The following is an 18,432-nucleotide window of genomic DNA, read 5'->3' as shown; positions in this document are numbered from 1 at the left end:
AGTTAGCGTATCATTATTTTTAAGAACAGGATCAAAGAAATGAGTGCCTGTCCATATTTTCCAAGGTGCTCCCTAAGCTTCTGAAAGCCATAGGTCAAATGGTTTTTAACTGTTTTCAGGGAAATCCCCATCTGATCTGCGATCTCCTGTTGTTTCAATTTCCCAAAACGGCTCAGATACATCACCTGTTTACATTTGGCGGGCAACAGGGACAGGGCTTCTTCGAGATTTTTCAACAATATTTCATTGTTTTCATTTGCTTCCTCCAAAGATTCATATCCATCATGAGCTGCCATCCAGGCCAATTGTTTTTCCGTATCTATCTTTTCCTTTTTGATGAAATTCAAGGAGGAATTTACAATTGCCCTGAACAGATAACTTTTCATTGAATACTGGATATTTAGCTGATCTGCCTTATTCCATATGGCAATAAACAAATCATGAACAATTTCCTCAGCGGCTTCAGCCTGTCCTACATAACGGTAAGCGGTACTGAACAACTGTTTATAATATTTCTTATAAAAGGCTTCAAACACCTTTTTATCTTTTCTACTGATGGCGCTGATCAATCTCACATCTTCTTCAATCAGGCTACACATCGGGTCTTTACTCATGATGCAATCCTAATTTTGTTTCAGCGTCAATATTCCTGAAATTTCAGGAGACAGTGCTAAGGTATTAACCGAGACAAACCAAAAACCTTTGACCAGATTTCTTTCCTGCAGGGGAGTTAATGTAAGTGTTCCGGATAAAGGCAAGGGCACTGTTGCTCCGGTATTCTTATAAATAATTGCAGTTAATGTTCCTCTGGAGCCTTTTGGTCCGTTTCTAAGGCTGATTTCCTCCGGAATCAGGTTTCTGTATTCCAACTTATAACTCAATACTTTCGTTCCTTCGTCGTATCTTCCTTTTAACATTGCTGTTCCTTCAGAGTTGGTATTGGTTCCTTTCTTATCAATTCTGGCCGTTACAATATAGGACCGTACCGGAGGTTTAATTTTCTGATCTCCTACGGGCACTTTTTTACAAGCCCATATACAAGCGATCATACACAAAATCCCTATCCTTAAAAATATAACCCTCTGATCTCTAATCTGCCACATGTTGTAATTTTAGCCAGGGACTAAATTACTAACTTTTTTATTGCAATGTATTTTTTTTGATGGTTATGAAAAAATCCTGACACCGATCATTTCATCAGTATATTATTGTTTTTTAAATTTAATAAAGGAAACTATATTTAATAGACCATTTGGTATAAAAATGCTTATAAAATCCTCTCAGAGAAAACAATAGGTTTCGCCCTGTCATCTTGTTCACCCATTCCGGCCCGTTATTTATCGCGTAGGGCACAATACCATCCACACTCGCATTGATCTGCTGTTCTGCTGCTGAAAGCGCTTTAACATAAGGCTTGTAAATATGTTTAATCTGATTTCTATTCAGGCAATACCTTTTATGTGTAAGCATGTAGCTTGTTTTCAGGAAATAGCTGAATCCATGATAATGGTAAAAAACCAGATCAAAATCCTGCTTTCCAGATAATTCTATACCTACAGATTTACCCGATCTGGTCTTAAAGGCATACTGTTGTATATTCCATGGTGCCACGCCACCACCAAGGTGTTTAAGGACATGTACACAGTCAAACCTTTCTGTCCAGTCGTCCAGATATTTCTGATCTCCAAATTTATTGTCTTCATATCGGTTGAAGCACCATTCCAGACAAGCATTTACCCACCAGTTCAGAACAGACATTCCTTCTTCCGTATTTTTAAAGGTCATAAACTGTACGCAGTAGATGCCACTTGCACTGGCCTGATCATGAGCAGGTGTATACCTGTGTTCAGTAATCAATACCGATTTCTCTCCCATTTCATCAATTAATATCTGTGGATCTTTAAAGAACAAAAGATCTGCATCCACATATGTGCAATGGTCCAGATTAAAAGTATCAATACAGTGTTTGATCGTAGAAGAGCCACAGGTCCAGCAATATTCCTGCGCAGTCCGTTCCGATTTCGCCGCCAACAGGTTTTCATTTTCAAATTCTTTCAGGCTCACTACGGTTACATGTGCCAGGGCCAGTTTAGACAACGCTTCAAAGCAATGCTGATCAAAGGCAAATATATACAGATGAAAATCTGCACAATGTTTCTCCAGTGAATGGTACATGGCCAGACCACGTGAGAGGTAAGTTGTGTTAAATAAGGTGCAAAAATTAAGCATGGGTAGATGAATTAATTAAGTAAAAACCTTTGTCGTAACCTGATTGAACCTCGTCAATCAGCATCGTTTCCTCCCCTTTTACATAAGAGGTAAATTCAGCTCTGATCTCGTATTGGCCAGAAAAGTGGCTTAGAAAAGCCTTTTCATTAAAAAACCAGGATGGATAAGAGGCAGGATAAATTTCGGGGGGCACCCGTTGCAGGGTTAGCCTGTCGGCCTCCCCGTAATGAAAAGCGGTACGGTCAAACAAGAGAAATGGGAAATGATAAGCAGCGAGTTGTTTCAGAAAATCGTGTGGCTTTTCCAGGTATTGAATGCTGGAAGACAATACCACCAGATCTATTTCCTTTTCTGCCTTACAGGCATCAATACTTTCATAGAATTTTAGTATTTCATCTTCAAAGTGTGCTTTTCCACATTCCACATAATGCCCTTGCTCCACCACATTCCAGCTGGCACAGACATCCGGTGTCAGAAATTCTTTTACCTGGAAATAAGTACTCCCCAACGACCCTCCGAAATCCAGTACATGAAGTGGTTTTTTATTTAGCGAAGCACTATGGAGAAGAAAAGTGATGAGTGGAAAAGGATATTCTTTTTTATCAAAGACAACAGAATCACGTTCATAAACTGCTTCTCCCTTTTTCACCTTCAATATTGCCTCTTTTGTCCGTTCCAGAATTACGCCGGCATCATAACCGCCCGTTTCGGCAGCCACTTCCGCCCAGGAGGAATAATTACCAAACCACCCGTATTGACTCTTTTGGCGTTTTACAAACAGATTTTTGAACATACAAGAATTAATTAGCTCGATTTTGTCTTTAAAGACAATGCTTTGCTAAAAAGGTCCTATAGGATTCTCAGATTTATTTTCGGGTTTAAAGATGCTGCCACTTTGTCATTTATCAATATAATTGTGTATTTTTGAAGCCCAGAAAAATGTTAAACATTTATGATTGATTTACAGCTAACCGATAAGACACACGATGAAGAGCGCCAGGGCGAGGCTTTAGTTATTGATGCACCAGAGGTACTCAATGGACGAAAGCTTTATATTGAAAGCTATGGTTGTCAGATGAATTTTGCAGATAGTGAGATCGTTGCCTCGATATTAAAAGATCAGGGATTTGAGACCACCAGTGATTATCATCAGGCTGATGTGGTGTTCATCAATACCTGTTCTATTCGCGAAAATGCAGAACAAAGAGTGCGCAACCGTCTGTCTCAGTTTGGAGCTGAAAAACGCAGGAATCCAAAATTGGTGGTTGGCGTTTTAGGCTGTATGGCGGAACGTTTGAAATCAAAATTCCTGGAAGAAGAAAAACTGGTAGATATGGTCGTTGGACCGGATGCCTACCGTGACCTTCCCCAATTGATCAGTCAGGTAGAAGAAGGACATAAAGCCATTAACGTTTTACTGTCGCGTGAGGAGACCTATGCGGATATTAGTCCGGTAAGGCTGAACGGAAATGGGATCACGGCATTTATTTCGATCATGCGTGGTTGTGATAACATGTGTTCTTTCTGCGTTGTTCCTTTTACCAGAGGACGTGAGAGAAGCAGAGATCCACACTCTATTCTGGCCGAAGCACAGGACCTATTCGATAAGGGTTATAAAGAGGTTACCTTACTGGGACAAAATGTAGATTCTTATAAGTGGAAAGGTGCTGATGCGGAAGAAAATGCAGAGATAGAAGTTAACTTTGCCCAGCTTCTGGAAAAAGTGGCTCTGATCAGTCCTGATTTAAGGATCAGGTTTTCGACTTCACACCCTAAAGACATTACCGACGAGGTATTATACGCCATCGCCAAATACGATAACATCTGTAATTACATCCACCTGCCTGTTCAGTCTGGTAGCAGCAGGGTATTGGAATTAATGAACAGAACCTATACCCGTGAGTGGTACATCAATAGAATTGATGCCATCAGACGCATCATTCCTGGTTGCGCCATTTCATCTGATATCATTGCCGGTTTTTGTACAGAAACAGAAGAAGAACATCAGGAGACATTGACCATGATGGATTATGTAGGTTATGATTTTGCATTTACGTTTAGTTATTCCGAAAGACCAGGTACACTTGCAGCAAGAAAACTGGAAGATGATGTTCCGGAAGAAGTAAAAAAACGCAGGTTAGCAGAAATATTACTTAAACAACAGGAAACTTCTTTGTTCCGTCTACAACAATTCGTAGGAAAAACTGTTAGGATTCTAGTGGAGGGTACTTCCAAAAAATCCGACAAGGACCTTTGCGGAAGGAATGATCAGAATGCGATGGTTGTTTTTCCTGCAGCAGCAGGAGTTAAGGCTGGCCAGTACGTAAATGTTCACATTGACCGTTGTACATCGGCAACGTTACTAGGAACAATTGCAGTTGAAGTACCCGAAATTGTTTAATTAAAAAAACAAATTACTTTGGACATACAAGACATTAAGAACCGGTTCGGGATTATAGGGGGCTCTCCGCTATTGAACCGGGCAATAGATATCGCCAGACAAGTTGCACCAACAGACATGTCGGTTTTAATTACCGGAGAAAGCGGAAGTGGTAAAGAGGTTTTCTCCCATATCATCCATCAGATGAGTACCCGTAAACACGGGGCTTTTATTGCGGTAAACTGCGGTGCCATTCCGGAAGGGACAATAGATTCAGAGTTATTCGGACATGAGAAAGGCTCTTTTACCGGTGCACACGAAGCCCGTAAAGGTTATTTTGAAGTGGCCAATGGTGGAACCATCTTTTTAGATGAGGTAGCCGAATTGCCATTGGGAACCCAGGCCCGTTTACTGAGGATTCTGGAGAGTGGCGAATATTTACGCGTAGGTTCTTCCAAAGTACAGAAAACTGATGTCCGTATTATTGCTGCCACCAATGTGGATGTGTATAACCGGGTAAAATCGGGTAAATTCCGGGAGGATTTATATTACCGTCTGAATACTGTTCCCCTACGTATTCCGGCATTGCACGAACGTAAGGAAGATATTTATTTATTATTCAGAAAATTCTCTGCTGACTTTAGTGATAAATACAGGAGTCCGGGAATTCAACTGGAGCCTGAAGCCATTCAATTGCTCAGCAACTACAGCTGGCCGGGAAACGTAAGACAGCTGAAAAACATTGCGGAACAGATCTGTGTATTGGAGAAAGACCGGAATGTCAGCCCTGCGGCATTACTCAATTACATTCCCAATGAGAGTGCAACAAACCTTCCTGTAGCCATCAATGGTACAAATAATAAAGAAGATTATACCGAGCGGGATATTCTTTATAAAGTGCTGTTCGACATGAAGAAGGACATGATGGAGTTGAAAAAGCTGGTTGCAGAGATCATTCAAAGTGGGGGCAATACCTCGCACATCATTGCGGATAACCCACATTACATCAATCAGCTTTATCAGGAAGTAGATCAGACCATCAATGAGCCTACTTTTACCATCAAAAAACCGGTTCAGAATGCACCTGTGGATTATAACTATACTCAGGAAGCTGAAGAGGTTGAAGAGTCTTTATCTTTGATTGATAAGGAATCCGATCTGATTAAAAAGGCTTTGAAGAAACATAAAGGAAAGCGAAAATTTGCAGCGCAGGAGCTTGGTATTTCTGAACGTACTTTATATAGAAAAATTAAAGAGCTCAATTTAAACTAGCCCGGCAACAGGCTTTAAGAATCATATTCCAATGAAAAAATTATATATCCTATTCATCGTTGCGCTCTTCAGTTCCTGTTCTATTAAATTTAACGGGGCCTCTATTCCAGCCGAGATGAAAACGGTTAATGTAACATTTTTTGAAAACAATGCACCCCTGGTGGTTCCAGATATGTCGAGCAAGTTTACCGAAAACTTAAGGAACAGGATCCGTAACCAGACCAGTCTGAACATGACAACTAATGACGCACATGGTGTTTTCGCAGGGACCATTACAAATTATGATATCCGGCCTACTACTATTCAGGATGCCAACAACCGCGGACAAACCGCAAGCGGAACAAACAGGATGACGGTCAGGGTCAATGTTAAATATACCAACAACCTGAACCCCAAGCTGAGTTACGAAGAATCTTTTGAGCGTTTTGTAGATTTTCCAACGGCAGGGCAAAATTTCCAGTCTCAGGAAGCGGGCCTGATTGACCAGGTATTGACCCTTCTATCAGAAGATATTTTTAACCGTGCATTTGCAAATTGGTAGAAATTGAAATTTCAATTGTTAACTTAGCAACGTGGAGCAGGAAATAGACATTAAACAAGAACTGGCGGTATTATTGGCGGAACCGGAAAAGGTAAGACCCGATCATGCCCCTATGTTAAAAGACCTGGTATCCTCATATCCTTACTTCCAGCCATTACATCTTTTACTGGCAAAAGCAGGGTCAGAAGCTACAAATGTAGCTACTGCAGCTTTATATACTAACGGGCAGTTGCTGCACAACTTCCTTTATGAGCCTGATTACCTGGTAAACACCAGGTTCAATGTTGTTTTTTCGCCGGCCTTTGATCAGCTCAATAACCAACCCGAGGCACTGGATGAGGTGGTTCTGGACGAGGTTCAGGAAGAAAAAGAGGATCCTGCAACAGCGCAGCCTTCAGATCAGGAAAAGGTAGCGGATGATTTCGTGCTGGAGAACATTGTGTCTACAGACTTTTTCGCTTTTCAGGATAATTTTAGTCCCGAACCTGCACCCGAAGAATTACCTGAGGAAAAGACTTCTAAAGAAGAGGTACATGAAGGGGAGGAAAAAGAAGAACCGGTTGTGGTTAGCAAATATGATGACGACCAATTGCCTTATACCTTCCTGTGGTGGCTACATAAAACAAGAAAAGAATATCAGCAGATCTTCCAGCCCTATGTTACCCTTAAAAAGGAACCTGCTACTCAAACTGGAAGGCCGAATGAGTTACAGCAACAATATGTAGAACATATTTTCCATTTGCAAAGTCCTTTTGCAGAGGCCGGAGAAAGTGATTATACGCCGTCTAATTTACGTAATACACATAAAGGAACTGATATTATAGAGAGTTTTCTGAAGAATGATCCTCAGATCAGCCCTCCGAATGCGGAACAAATCAATACCGAGAATAAGGCCAAAAAGAGTGCTGAAGACCACAATGACCTGGTATCTGAGACCCTTGCAAAGATCTACATTGAACAAATGCTTTATGACAAGGCCATAGAGACTTATGAAAAATTAAGTTTGAAGTTTCCAGAAAAAAGCCGTTACTTTGCCGACCTTATCCAATCCATAGAAAAGAAAATTTAACCATATAAACTATTATGCTTTTTTTAATTATTTTGTTAATCATTGTCTGCATTGCTCTAGCGTTATTTGTTTTGATACAAAATCCTAAAGGTGGTGGCCTTGCAACAGGCGGATCAGGCAGCAACATGTTTGGCGTTCAACGTACTGGTGATGTTCTTGAAAAAGGCACCTGGGTATTATTAGCATTGATCGTAGTGCTGACTTTATCCATTACTACCATTGCAAAATCGGGTGGTTCTTCATCAGCAGTAGATTCTAAAATCCAGGAGCAACTGGATAAGATCCCTACTCCATCTCCAATTGGAACCTCTGCACCGGCTGCTACGACACCAGCAAAAGCAGATACAACAAAGAAATAAATTTCCAACACGATATTAAAAAAGTCCGGTATATCACATACCGGACTTTTTTTATGAAATACAATTCTGCCACTCTGACACAAAAACGGTTTACCCTAATCCTTTAGCTGACAATGCAGTGTAAATTTGGCAAGCAAAACTGCCTTGGCATAGAAACTGATGTACCAGGAGCACGTAATATTTTACATTAATTTTAAAATTAAAAACAATAATAAGTTATGGCTTTAAACATTAAACCCATTGCAGATAGAGTAGTAATTGAAGCTGCTCCTGCCGAAGAAAAAACAGCTTCGGGTATCTATATTCCTGATACAGCTAAAGAAAAACCTCAGCAAGGAACAGTAGTTGCAGTAGGCCCTGGTAAATATGCCGAGTCTACAGGTAATTTAATCCCGTTGAGCGTTAAAGCTGGTGACCAGGTTTTATATGGCAAATACGGTGGTACTGAAATTACTTTTGAAGGTAAAGAGTATCTTATTATGCGTGAATCTGATCTTTACGCAGTTCTTTAATTGTTGGATTAACCGATTCAACCTTACAACAATCAATCATTAATAACAATATTTTAAAATGGCAAAGCAAGTAAAATATAATGTAGAAGCCCGTGACGCCCTGAAAAGAGGTGTGGATATTTTGGCTAATGCAGTAAAAGTAACCCTAGGTCCAAAAGGACGTAATGTAATTATCGACAAAAAATTTGGCTCACCAGCAATCACTAAAGATGGTGTAACTGTAGCTAAAGAAATTGAATTAAAAGACCCAATCGAAAATATGGGTGCTCAAATGGTTAAAGAAGTGGCTTCAAAAACTGCAGATATTGCAGGTGACGGAACTACAACTGCAACTGTATTGGCACAGGCAATTGTAACTGCAGGTATTAAAAACGTTGCTGCCGGTGCAAATCCAATGGATTTGAAACGTGGTATCGACAAAGCAGTTTCTGCAATTGTGGCTAACTTAAAATCTCAGTCTCAGACTGTAGGTGAAGACAATAACAAAATCAAACAGGTTGCTTCTATCTCAGCAAACAATGATGAAGTTATCGGTTCTCTTATTGCAGAGGCAATGGGTAAAGTAGGTAAAGACGGTGTAATTACTGTGGAAGAAGCAAAAGGTACTGAAACTGAAGTAAAAACAGTAGAAGGTATGCAATTTGACCGTGGTTACTTATCTCCTTACTTCGTAACTAATGCAGATAAAATGGAAGCGGAATTAGAAAACCCTTACATTTTAATCTATGACAAAAAAATCAGCAACATGAAAGAATTGTTGCCGGTTTTAGAGAAACAAGTACAAACAGGAAAACCATTATTGATCATTGCTGAAGACTTAGATGGCGAAGCATTGGCTACATTGGTAGTGAACAAGATCCGTGGATCTCTGAAAGTTGTTGCGGTTAAAGCTCCAGGTTTCGGTGACCGTAGAAAAGCCATGTTAGAAGACATCGCAATTCTAACTGGTGGTACTGTAATTTCTGAAGAAAGAGGTTATAAATTAGAGAATGCTGACCTTAGCTATTTAGGTACTGCGGAGAAAGTTGTAGTAGATAAAGACAATACTACAGTAATCAATGGTGCTGGTAAATCGGAAGATATCAAAGCCCGCGTTAACCAGATCAAAGCTCAAATCGAGACTACTACATCTGATTATGACAAAGAGAAATTACAAGAGCGTCTGGCTAAATTAGCTGGTGGTGTTGCAGTTCTTTATGTTGGTGCAGCTTCTGAAGTTGAAATGAAAGAGAAAAAAGACCGTGTTGACGATGCATTACATGCAACCCGTGCTGCGGTTGAAGAAGGTATCGTTGCCGGTGGTGGTGTTGCTTTCATCCGTGCTATTGAAGCCTTAGAAGGAATGAAAGGTAGCAACGATGATGAAACTACTGGTATTGCTATTGTAAAACGTGCAATCGAAGAGCCATTACGTCAAATCTGTCAGAATGCAGGTATTGAAGGTTCTATCGTGGTACAAAAAGTTAAAGAAGGTAAAGCTGACTTTGGCTACAATGCACGTACTGACGTATATGAAAACTTAATCGCTGCAGGTGTTATCGATCCGACTAAAGTTGGTCGTGTTGCACTTGAAAACGCAGCTTCTATTGCAGCAATGTTGTTAACAACAGAATGCGTATTAGCTGATGATCCTGAAGATGCTCCTGCTGGTGCAGGTATGCCTCCAATGGGTGGCGGTGGTATGGGTGGAATGATGTAATCATCCCCTTTTCACGAAATAGAAAAACCCGTCTTATGGCGGGTTTTTTTGTTATATTTAGTTTTGTAATGCTATGGAAAATATTTTAGAGAACAACCACTTCCTTACCCAGACCGAAGTCTATAAATTTTTGCTGGCTACATTACTTTGCGGCCTGATCGGTGCAGAAAGGGAATTCAGGAGTAAACAAGCAGGCCTGAAGACCATGATCATGATTGGCCTGGGTTCTACCCTATTTACCATTTTATCCATTAAGATTGGCTTAACAAGCCATGACAGGATTGCCTCCAATATTGTCACGGGAATTGGATTCCTTGGTGCGGGGGTAATTTTCAAAGAAGACAATCAGGTAAAAGGCCTGACCACGGCCTGCGTGATCTGGATTGTTGCAGCAATCGGGATGGCTATCGGCGCCGGGTATATGGAGCAGGCTGTTGGCGTAACACTGGTTGTCCTCCTCGCTTTACTCACCTTCCCTTTTATCGAAAACATGGTAGAGCAGCGTTTTACAAAACGGGTTTACCGGATCGTAAAGAAGTATGAGAATGAAAGCCTGGAGAAATATGAAGAACACATCAAAACCTCCCGGTTAAAACTAAGCAGGGGGAAACAGCAACTGGCTGATGGAATCATCAGCGGAACCTGGGTAGCCATCGGAAGTCCTAAAAACCACAAACGATTTGTGGACCGGATGTTGCAGGATAAAAACATCATCGCCTTCGATTTTTAATCCTAAATCTTTCAATTATATGCCTTTTAAGCAGGTTCAAAAGCCCAAAATGTCCCAAAACTATATTAGATTTGTAATATGCAAAGGGAACAGATCTCAGTTTTTGATATTTTTAAGATAGGCGTTGGACCATCAAGCTCGCACACGTTGGGCCCATGGCGGGCAGCGCAGCAATTTACTGCATCGTTAAAAGAAAAAGACCTGTTACCACAGGTCGATCAGATCAAGATTTTATTATATGGCTCTTTAGCAAAAACCGGGAAGGGGCATGGAACCGATGTGGCCATTCTTTTAGGGTTAAATGATGCAGATCCGGTGACTTTTGATGTAAATGCCATTGACTCTACCATAGAAGAGATCAAAACCTATCAGGTGCTGAACCTGAATGGCGAACGAAATATTACGTTCAATTATGAGGAAGACCTGGTGTTTCTCTTTTTTGAAAGCCTTCCTTTTCATCCCAATGCCGTTACTTTCCAGGCCTTCTTAAATACCGGAAAAGCCATTTCCGAAACCTATTACTCTATAGGTGGAGGTTTTGTGGTAAAAGAAGGAGAAAGCGGCAGTGATAAAGAACAGGTGGATCTTCCTTTCCCGGTAGAGAAAGCATCCGACCTTTTACACTGGTGTTTAACGACCGGATTAAAAGTTTCTGAGGTGGTGATGGAAAATGAACTTGCCTGGCGTCCGGAAGCGGAGACCAGAAAGGGCATCATGCAACACTTCAATGTGATGAAAGACTGTACTTACAGGGGTTGTCATACTGCTGGTTTTTTACCGGGAGGACTGAATGTTGGAAGAAGAGCCTGTGCATTGAATAAACGCCTGATTGGCAACAGTACCTATACCAATTACGAAAGCTGGATTATGGCCATTAGAAATGGTGGAAATGGTTTTAACTATATCCTGGACTGGGTGAGTTGTTTTGCCCTTGCCGTAAATGAAGAAAACGCTTCATTTGGCCGGGTAGTTACTGCCCCGACCAATGGTGCAGCAGGGGTAATTCCTGCAGTTCTTCAGTATTATATCACCTTCTGTGACGGTTATACAGATGAAAAAATCAGTCAGTTTATCGCCTGTGCTTCAGAAGTAGGCAGTATCTTTAAAAAAGGGGCCACCATCTCTGCAGCCATGGGTGGATGTCAGGCAGAAATAGGGGTTTCTTCTGCAATGGCCGCAGCCGCACTTACAGAGTGTTTAGGAGGTTCTCAGCGCCAGGTATTAATGGCGGCGGAGATTGCCATGGAACATCATTTGGGATTAACCTGCGATCCTATTGGAGGCCTGGTACAGATTCCTTGTATCGAGAGGAATACGATGGGTGCAATAAAAGCGATTACCGCCAGCCAGCTTGCTTTACAAAGTAATCCTGACAAAGCAAAGGTTAGTCTGGATGCAGTGGTGAATACCATGTGGGAAACTGCTTTAGACATGAATTCCAAGTATAAAGAGACTTCTGACGGAGGTTTGGCCACCAATATTCCGATCAGCTTACCGGAATGTTAATCCATCAGGTTCTTTGTTGCGCTTTCAGTGCCAGGTAACGGTTAACGACATTAACCGTTAGTTTTTCGGGTGGAGTCAGGATACTCAAAATTCCATGTTTGCTCAGTTCTTTAACCATGAGCTTTTTTTCATGGGCAAATTTCTCCGCAACGGTTTTAATATAGATTCCTTCGACATCTTTAGCCGGTTCGTCACTCAGCGTTTTGAGTTCCGTATTCTCGAAGAAGACAATGAGCAGCAGGTGAAATCTGGCTATTCTCTTTAAAAAAGGAAGCTGCCGGTTCAGGGCCGACATACTTTCAAAATTGGTAAAAAAGATAACCAGGCTTCTTTGCTTTAAGACACTGCGGATGCTGAGGTATAAAGCTTCCATATTGGTTTCCAGGTAACGCGTCTTTTCTTTATACAGGACCTCCATTATTTTACCCAGCTGCGCAGGTCTTCGTTCTGCGGGAACGATGCTTCCTATCTTTTCGGAAATCGTAATCAGTCCGGCTTTATCTTCCTTTACCAAAGCAACATTAGAAAGCACCAAACTGGCATTAATGGCATAATCCAGCAGGCTTAATCCCTCAAAGGGCATTTTCATTGTTCTGGATTTATCGATGATACAATAGACATGCTGTGCCTTTTCATCAGTAAAAGAATTCACCATCAGATCCCCTCTCCTGGCAGTAGCCTTCCAATTGATGGTACGGTAATCGTCTCCCTTGACATAACTCTTTACCTGATCAAATTCAAGGCTGTGGCCAATTCTTCTGATCTTCTTAATGCCGATTTCGCTGAGCCTGTTCGAGATGGCCATGAGTTCATATTTACGCAACTGCAAAAAAGAAGGATATACCCCAACCATGGTCTCTTCTCCAAAATTGTACCTCCTGGAAATTAGCCCCAGTGGAGATTGCACGTACAGGCGTATCCTGCCAAACAGGTATTCTCCTCGCTTGGTTGGACGCAACTTATAAGTGATGGTCTTATTTTCTCTGGACTTTAAGCTGCTGTTAAACCAGAGGTCCCTTTTCTGAAACTGGAAAGGAATTTCATCGATAATGCCGACATGGATGCCAAAAGAATAGAAATTCTCCACATGGAGATGGAGTTCATTATCATCCCCGTTACTTAACCTTTCCGGAAGATCCCTGCGTAGGAAAACCCCCTTATCTGTCCTGAACAATAAAATAAGATCCGCAGCAATCAGCAGGATCAATACCCAAAAACAGAGATACGGCAGTACTCCAAGCCAGGGCAGGAAGAAAGAGAACAGAAACAGGGACACACAAATCCCAATGCCAACAAAAATTCTTTTGCCGAGGAACAGGTCTTTGTAATATTTAGTAATGAGGCTTTTCAATATTCTTCCTTTTATCTTGGGATTTCTATTTTCTGAATGATCTGAGCAACAATGTCGCTCGTTGTTAACCCTTCCATCTCCCTATCCGGCGTCAGCATGACACGGTGTGCCAGTACTGGTGCAGCCACTTTAATGATGTCTTCCGGAGTGACGAAATCGCGGCCCTGCATTGCGGCAAAAGCTTTGGCACTGTTTACCATTGCTAAGGATGCACGTGGGGAAGCTCCCAGATACAAGGATTTATTGTTTCTGGTTTCGTGGGTAATCTTTGCCACATATTCAATCAGTTTAGGCTCTACGTGCAAGCCTTTAATGATTGCCCTGCATGATCTTATCTGCCCCACACTCAACACCGGTTTCACCTCATTGAGCGCATCATTTAAACGATGCTGGTGTTGGTTGAGCAAAATAGCTGTTTCTTCTTCCAGACTGGGGTATTTCACTTCAATTTTAAATAGGAAACGGTCCAGCTGTGCTTCGGGCAAACGATATGTCCCCTCCTGTTCAATTGGATTTTGTGTGGCCAGGACCATAAAAGGTTCATCCATCACATAAGTATGTCCATCCACAGTAATCTGACGTTCTTCCATCACCTCAAATAGCGCAGATTGTGTTTTTGCAGGGGCACGGTTGATTTCATCTACCAGAATGATATGACCAAATATCGGCCCCTTACGGTATTCAAAAGCTGCATTTCTTGGATCAAACACCGATGTACCCAGTACATCTGAAGGCATCAGATCAGGTGTAAACTGGATCCTCGAAAATGAAGCATCGATACTTTTTGCAACCAGCTTCGCACTTAATGTTTTTGCCACGCCAGGCACTCCCTCTAACAGGATGTGGCCATCGGCAAGCAGTCCGGCAATCAGGAAATCAATCGTATCCTTTTGCCCGACGATAATCTTTCCAAGTGTTTCCCTGATTTGTCCGACAGCGATATTCAGCTGTGTCAGGTCGGTTCTTTTGTTAAACATTTCCGCTTCCATTTTTATTGGGCTTGCTTATAAAATTTTTCTATTAATTTGTTTAATGTGATCAACAAGTGATCACTTACTCTACCCGATTTATTGACTTCATCAATGGTGGCAAATAGCTGTCGGGTGTCATGTTCGTTCTCTCCGGATTTAAGTACGACCGCATTGATCAGCTCTTCATCTATTTCATTGGTTTTTAAGCGGTATGTTGTCCGTATAAATTCCAGCAGATAGTTGATTTTTTTCGAAGCGATATCACGGTTATCACGTTGTTGATAATAAACTTTACCCACGACTCTCACAAAGTCGACCGACGAATTTGTCAGTTTAGGGATAATGGGAATGATCCTTTGTCTGCGTTTCATTTCAAAAACCACAAAAATCAGTAAGCTGATCATAGACAGGTAATAGGCCCATCGCAACTGATCATGTTTAAAAAGCACCCTCAACAAGCTCTCCTCGCCAAGATTTCCTTTTGTATGGTGTTCGTCCCAGATCATCGTCTCTGTTACCGGCAGATAGGAAAGTGCCTTTGCCGCATATGCTGCCCCCTCCGGGCTCAGCAAAGCATAATTACTTAATAATTGGGGATTTGGTAAAACATACAATGCACCCGCGCCGAAATTATACCGGACAAAGTTGACCTCTCCTTTTTCATTTTTTCCCAGAACGGCAGCTTTGGATGTATCTATCCTGCTAAAGTAGAGGTCGCCCAGGCCTTTATCAAAGACATAAGCATTTTTTTCTTTTAGGGCAGGATTGACAAAATTAATCGGCACACTTTTCTTTTTACCATAATTCAGGGAAGAATTGATATTCAGGTTCAAGGTATCTTTCAGGTAATCTCCGATATCGAAGGTGGCTATAAAAACCTGATTTCCATCTTTCATGAATTGAACCAGTTCCTTATAATCCAGTTCATCAATACGCACTGCACCGGCAATAATCAGGTAATTGGTATTCTTCCGTTTTTTATCTTTTAGCGTATTGTAAACCGGGAGCCTGGAAATTTCCATTCTGGTTCCCGGAAATATACTTTGATATTCCTTATTGAGTACATACAAACCAAAAGGGATCTTATCTTCCTTCAGATAACTGGGGCTCCAATCCGTAGGTTTTGGCTTATAGTATTGCCCTGCAAGGTATAAGAGCAACAAAATACCCGTCCCAATAAGGTATAATCTCATCCCTTTCATGCTCCCCTTCTGTTAAACCGGTCAAAATCGCTTTTTACTTCAGCAAAGCTTTCCTTATCAATGAAAAATTCTCCGTACCAGATGTATTCAAACCGGGTGGTTAATGCGCCAAATTGTTTTCTTTTATCGGGGTCAGCGATTTCCTCTACGTAGGTCTGATTGGTTTTTTCCGGTTGCCAACTGATCATCTGATTATCGTTCATCACTTTTAAAGAATGGAGATAAAAGAGCCTCACCGCCAATCTGTAGTTTCCCGCCGCTACGGCTTTTTCTATTTCAGACCGGAAATTGATTTCATGAATATTTTCCAGAGACTCTGAGTAGGGAACATCAATCGCTTTAGATTTCCCTGTAAAAATTTTCAGGTCCAATCCCATTGCCTTCATAATGATAAAGACAACCAGTCCTACCAAGGCAATAATGATCCCATATTTTATAAGTCCACCAGATACCTCATTCTCTAAAATCCTGGAAAACCAATCCCAGAACCAACGCCAGAACCGGCTCCACAGGCTACGGCCTTCAGGCGGCGTTTCTTTATAGCTGAATTCAGGCTGTTCTGTATATGCCTTAATCTTTTCTTTATCGAAATTACGCAGGATCATCTTACTGCTGTCATTACTGAGCCGCTTTGGGCCAGGCTTTTGTACCATGGGGGCAGCAAAGCCACCGATGGTCACGATAATGAGCATAAAGATTAAAAACAGTCTGCGCATGTTAATATTCTTCCGGAGTATTAAAGGTTTCTTTTGATGTTCCCATTTGCCCGATACGGTCCATTAGACCCGTACTATCCAGGCGTTCTACCAGGTTAAAATAACAAAGGGAAATTCCTACGATCGGAATGATCATAAAGACCTGACACAAATACTGCACAGTAGTAGAAATGATAATTGCCGTATTGCTCAAGCCTTTCGATCCTTCAGTAAATGCACTAAATAAAGTGAAAATGATGGCTGGAAGAGAAGCCAGAGATTGGGTTGCCAGGGTAATTAAGTAAATGATCAGCATGGCTCCAAAAGTGGACCACCAATGTCCTTTGATCAGCTTAAAAGCCCGGTCAAAGGAATAGCTGAAACTGGCATTTTCATAAATCATCACCGGAAAGAACAGCATCATGGCCGGCATGACATATATTCCCGGAATCAAGAAGAAAAAAAAGCATAGTGTACAAAAAAGGCCGATTAAAATCCCGCTTCCCAACATTCTGAAAAAATAATATTTAAAATAGGCCCAGACCTCATCCAACCCCGGAGCTACATTTCCGTTTTTTATATAAACAGCTATAAAACTTAGAATACAGACATTCATTGCGGTATAGCTTACCAGATTGAAGAGCAACAGCAGAAAATAACTGAGATTAAAAATTTTCCCCAACATAGCAAGAGAATCATCCCCCGTTGCCATTGCTTTCTGCATTCCTATTTGCTGAAATATTCCCGAGATCATTGATCCCAGAATAAAGATGCCGCAGAAATAAACAAATACCTTTAATAAAGCTTTTATATTTTGTTTGATGAACAAAAACAGATCATTAATGATTTCTCCGAACTCTCTGAGTTTTTTAAATTCCAGTTTTTCAGACATTTTCTATAGTTTGATAGCGTTTATGAAGTTTTAATGGGTATAGGATCACATACCAGATGACGAATAACAGAGAGCCTGCCAGAATACTGATACTGAGGAAAAGCGGCATCTCTGTATGTCGGGTAATGAAGCCTTCAAAGAAGGCAGCGACCAATATAATGGGAATTAAGCCCAGGGCAATTTTGGTTCCGTCTTTCGCACTGTTTTTGAAAGCCTGAAAGCGGGTATATGTTTTAGGAAAGAGCAATCCATGACCGAGTACCAATCCAGCAGCACCGGCAATGATGATTGCTGAGATTTCCAGTGTTCCATGAATCCAGATGGTCAGCACAGATTCAGCACCCAGGCCTTTACTAAAAAAATAATACTCAAATGCTCCGATCATCACTCCGTTTCTCAGCATAAAAAAAACCGGCCCGATGGAGAGAAAAATTCCGCTGACAAACATCAACAGGGAAACATAAGTATTATTTGCAGCGATCATCAGAAACATTTCAACTTCTCCCTGTCGTTTATATACCCCAAATGGATCTCCTTTTGCAATATTTTCATTTGTCATGTTTACATAACCATCTCCCAGAATAAGTCTGACAAAAGAGTCATCGTATTTAGCGGAGAGTACTCCGATTGAAGCGGAAAGAAGGAAAAATAGCAGGGAGTAGCGTAACTGCTTGCGGTAAGTATAGAACAGTACAGGCAGTTCTGTTTTCCAGAAAGTGACAAATCTGTTTCCCTCTTCTTTTTTATTTTTATAAATAGACTGGTGTAAAACAGAAGCTAAGCCATTGAGATAGGCTGTGGTCTTTGATTTAGGGTAAAAAGTATTTGCATAAGCCAGGTCATTGGTGATGTCGATGAAACGCTCCGCAAGCTCATCTGAGTTCTCCGTTCGCATTTGCTCGTAATGCTTCCATTTCTCCGAATTTTGCTTAACAAATAATGCTTCTCTCATAAATCCCGGTGAAGATCAAATTTTCTGTAAAATAGCGACAAAAAACAATTTTACAATAATTAATTGAACATC

At 41.2% G+C, this 18,432-nt stretch carries 19 protein-coding genes; 9 read left to right on the top strand and 10 right to left on the bottom strand.

The genetic code is table 11. From position 1 onward, the window contains the following. Positions 1-2: 2 nt before the first annotated feature. The 4 genes from BFS30_RS11210 to BFS30_RS11195 all read right to left on the bottom strand — a co-directional run bounded on the left by BFS30_RS11210 (position 3) and on the right by BFS30_RS11195 (position 3,022). Positions 3-614 carry an RNA polymerase sigma factor gene (locus BFS30_RS11210; RefSeq protein WP_069379376.1) on the bottom strand — a complete coding sequence of 204 codons (612 nt, stop codon included), beginning with the start codon at positions 612-614 and terminating at the stop codon, positions 3-5. A 9-nt stretch (positions 615-623) separates the two neighbouring features. Further along, positions 624-1,049: a hypothetical protein gene (locus BFS30_RS11205; RefSeq protein ID WP_237028739.1), complete on the bottom strand. Its 426-nt coding sequence runs from the start codon at positions 1,047-1,049 to the stop codon at positions 624-626. Between the two features lie 172 nt (positions 1,050-1,221). After that, a complete protein-coding gene (locus BFS30_RS11200) occupies positions 1,222-2,229 on the bottom strand; it encodes a glycosyl transferase (RefSeq protein WP_069379374.1) in 1,008 nt (335 codons plus the stop codon). Further along, positions 2,222-3,022: a TIGR04325 family methyltransferase gene (locus tag BFS30_RS11195; RefSeq protein WP_069379373.1), complete on the bottom strand. Its 801-nt coding sequence runs from the start codon at positions 3,020-3,022 to the stop codon at positions 2,222-2,224. The genes BFS30_RS11200 and BFS30_RS11195 overlap by 8 nt, the downstream gene beginning before the upstream one ends. Positions 3,023-3,181: 159 nt before the next feature. Here BFS30_RS11195 and miaB point away from each other — a divergent pair, with 159 nt between their 5' ends. The 9 genes from miaB to BFS30_RS11150 all read left to right on the top strand — a co-directional run bounded on the left by miaB (position 3,182) and on the right by BFS30_RS11150 (position 12,297). Next, entirely contained in the window at positions 3,182-4,630 is a 1,449-nt protein-coding gene (miaB, locus tag BFS30_RS11190) for a tRNA (N6-isopentenyl adenosine(37)-C2)-methylthiotransferase MiaB (protein WP_069379372.1), read from the top strand. Between the two features lie 18 nt (positions 4,631-4,648). Then, positions 4,649-5,881, top strand: a complete 1,233-nt coding sequence (locus BFS30_RS11185; RefSeq protein ID WP_069379371.1) for a sigma-54 interaction domain-containing protein — start codon at positions 4,649-4,651, stop codon at positions 5,879-5,881. 31 nt (positions 5,882-5,912) lie between these two features. Next, positions 5,913-6,422, top strand: a complete 510-nt coding sequence (locus tag BFS30_RS11180) for an LptE family protein (RefSeq protein ID WP_069379370.1) — start codon at positions 5,913-5,915, stop codon at positions 6,420-6,422. A gap of 31 nt (positions 6,423-6,453) precedes the next feature. Next, the gene (locus BFS30_RS11175; protein ID WP_069379369.1) at positions 6,454-7,491 is read left to right on the top strand and encodes a hypothetical protein; all 1,038 of its coding nucleotides are present in this window, start codon (positions 6,454-6,456) and stop codon (positions 7,489-7,491) included. Positions 7,492-7,505: 14 nt separating this feature from the next. Next, positions 7,506-7,850, top strand: a complete 345-nt coding sequence (gene secG / locus BFS30_RS11170) for a preprotein translocase subunit SecG (RefSeq protein WP_069379368.1) — start codon at positions 7,506-7,508, stop codon at positions 7,848-7,850. Positions 7,851-8,068: 218 nt separating this feature from the next. Further along, entirely contained in the window at positions 8,069-8,362 is a 294-nt protein-coding gene (gene groES / locus BFS30_RS11165) for a co-chaperone GroES (protein ID WP_069379367.1), read from the top strand. 58 nt (positions 8,363-8,420) lie between these two features. Further along, positions 8,421-10,061, top strand: coding sequence for a chaperonin GroEL (gene groL, locus BFS30_RS11160; protein WP_069379366.1), 1,641 nt, complete (start codon positions 8,421-8,423; stop codon positions 10,059-10,061). A 73-nt stretch (positions 10,062-10,134) separates the two neighbouring features. Beyond that, positions 10,135-10,791, top strand: a complete 657-nt coding sequence (locus BFS30_RS11155) for an MgtC/SapB family protein (protein WP_069379365.1) — start codon at positions 10,135-10,137, stop codon at positions 10,789-10,791. Between the two features lie 78 nt (positions 10,792-10,869). Further along, on the top strand, positions 10,870-12,297 hold the full coding sequence (locus BFS30_RS11150; RefSeq protein ID WP_069379364.1) for an L-serine ammonia-lyase: 1,428 nt from the start codon (positions 10,870-10,872) through the stop codon (positions 12,295-12,297). 4 nt (positions 12,298-12,301) lie between these two features. Here the strand turns inward: BFS30_RS11150 and BFS30_RS11145 are convergent, their stop codons facing one another. From BFS30_RS11145 to BFS30_RS11120, 6 genes are read right to left on the bottom strand one after another with little or no spacing between them, the layout of a single operon-like run. Continuing rightward, positions 12,302-13,648 carry a DUF58 domain-containing protein gene (locus tag BFS30_RS11145; protein ID WP_069379363.1) on the bottom strand — a complete coding sequence of 449 codons (1,347 nt, stop codon included), beginning with the start codon at positions 13,646-13,648 and terminating at the stop codon, positions 12,302-12,304. An 11-nt stretch (positions 13,649-13,659) separates the two neighbouring features. Continuing rightward, a complete protein-coding gene (locus BFS30_RS11140) occupies positions 13,660-14,637 on the bottom strand; it encodes an AAA family ATPase (protein WP_069379362.1) in 978 nt (325 codons plus the stop codon). Positions 14,638-14,639: 2 nt separating this feature from the next. After that, positions 14,640-15,821, bottom strand: a complete 1,182-nt coding sequence (locus tag BFS30_RS11135) for a DUF4350 domain-containing protein (protein ID WP_069379361.1) — start codon at positions 15,819-15,821, stop codon at positions 14,640-14,642. Next, positions 15,818-16,537, bottom strand: a complete 720-nt coding sequence (locus BFS30_RS11130; protein WP_069379360.1) for a DUF4129 domain-containing protein — start codon at positions 16,535-16,537, stop codon at positions 15,818-15,820. Before BFS30_RS11130 ends, BFS30_RS11135 begins: the two co-directional genes overlap by 4 nt. Position 16,538: 1 nt before the next feature. Then, on the bottom strand, positions 16,539-17,408 hold the full coding sequence (locus tag BFS30_RS11125) for a hypothetical protein (RefSeq protein WP_069379359.1): 870 nt from the start codon (positions 17,406-17,408) through the stop codon (positions 16,539-16,541). Continuing rightward, entirely contained in the window at positions 17,401-18,360 is a 960-nt protein-coding gene (locus tag BFS30_RS11120) for a stage II sporulation protein M (protein ID WP_069379358.1), read from the bottom strand. Before BFS30_RS11120 ends, BFS30_RS11125 begins: the two co-directional genes overlap by 8 nt. Positions 18,361-18,432 lie beyond the last annotated feature (72 nt).

The sequence above is a fragment of the Pedobacter steynii genome (assembly GCF_001721645.1).
GTDB classification, from domain to species: Bacteria; Bacteroidota; Bacteroidia; order Sphingobacteriales; family Sphingobacteriaceae; genus Pedobacter; species Pedobacter steynii_A.
The sequence above is the reverse complement of the archived record's forward strand: the minus strand, read 5'-3'. Positions and strand labels throughout refer to the sequence as shown.